At 36.4% G+C, this 1271-nt stretch carries 2 protein-coding genes; both read right to left on the bottom strand.

All coding sequences use genetic code 11. The features are described from left to right. Positions 1 to 36 precede the first annotated feature (36 nt). Positions 37 to 285 (bottom strand): hypothetical protein, encoded by a 249-nt coding sequence (locus tag BU804_RS10215; protein WP_158025056.1) that lies wholly within the window; start codon positions 283 to 285, stop codon positions 37 to 39. A gap of 114 nt (positions 286 to 399) precedes the next feature. Then, positions 400 to 1271 (bottom strand): hypothetical protein (locus tag BU804_RS13595; protein ID WP_158025055.1); only part of this gene is annotated, 872 nt, incomplete at its 5' end.

Raw genomic sequence — 1271 nt, 5'->3', positions numbered from 1 at the left:
TATCGTGCATTCTTATATTATAACGAGTCATCTCATTCATACTGATTTTCCTTTTGGATTGAATTGACTAACCGCCATACGCTTTGTTTTACTCTTTTCAAGTTGCAAGGTGATATAGCTTGGATGTTCATAGATTAATCCTTCGTCAATATGGTCCTTGCTAGCCTCGATTTGCCTGAATAGGCTTGTCTCAAATGCCGATACTTGAGACTGCAATAGAGACTGGTTTTCCATATCTCCGTTTTTCCTGGCCTGTAAAATCCCATACATGCAAAACGCTTGCACCTGGTAATCCAACATTTGTCTAAACCAAAGTGTAACGGCGACTACATAGTATACAAAAACTATGATGAGTTATTTTTCAAACTTTTTGCAAAATAATCCCTTACCTAATTGAAATCAAATTATTAATAAACTATCCTTTTTTTGGATTAAATCTTCTCGGCCAGATAATACAGCGGCTCCTAGCATTGCTCGGAATAAAGGTTTTTTTAAATCTATGTCTAAATCGGTTGAAGCTTTGTATAGTATTTCCTTCATTAGTGGCATGTCTCCCAATGTTGGTGCCATCTGATAGTATCGATAATCTATAATAGCTAGCCGCTGTAGCTGTATCTCCCGCACAGAGGGTCTTACACTCTTATCGAAGAACACCCAGCTTAGGAATTCCATAATGGTATGATGAAAATTCAATTGATTGCTTTCAAAAAAAAGGTCAAGCTTTTTTTTCATAATGTCAATACGTTCGTCCCATTCTCTAATGCCGTAGTTTGCTCTAATTTTTTCAATCTTATTTTGTATAGATGCTATGAAAGCAACTTTCGACTCGAAAAAACTCTCCCCAGAGTAAAATACCTCATCAATGATCTCTTGTTTTTCAATGATTTTTTCTAGATCTTTTAGTTTCACTAGCGCATTGTATATTTGATCTAACTCATCACAGCAAAGATCGATCACTTTTCTGATATTTTTCTGCTCTTCTTTTCTCACTTCCTTCCATCTTATTAATGTGTAAATACCGTACGGTATCCCGCTTGGAATACAAAGAAGCACTGTCGCCCAAGTTTGTAATTTAAATTTTTCTACTATTGAATCTATCCCTGATTGATGACCTTCCTGGAGAATAGCCCATCTTTCTTTCGCTTTTTTTTGATCTTCCGGAAAGGACCCCAATAAGCCCAACACATAGTCTCGAAGCCGATTTACTTTTTGCTCGAGCATTGCAACTGTTTTTTTAGGGACCTTGCCTTCTATCTCTTTTAATACTGTGT

It is taken from the genome of Candidatus Protochlamydia sp. W-9 (assembly GCF_001950615.1).
GTDB classification, from domain to species: domain Bacteria; phylum Chlamydiota; class Chlamydiia; order Chlamydiales; family Parachlamydiaceae; genus Protochlamydia; species Protochlamydia amoebophila.
Note: the sequence above shows the minus strand (reverse complement) of the source record. Positions and strands in the feature narration are given on the sequence as shown.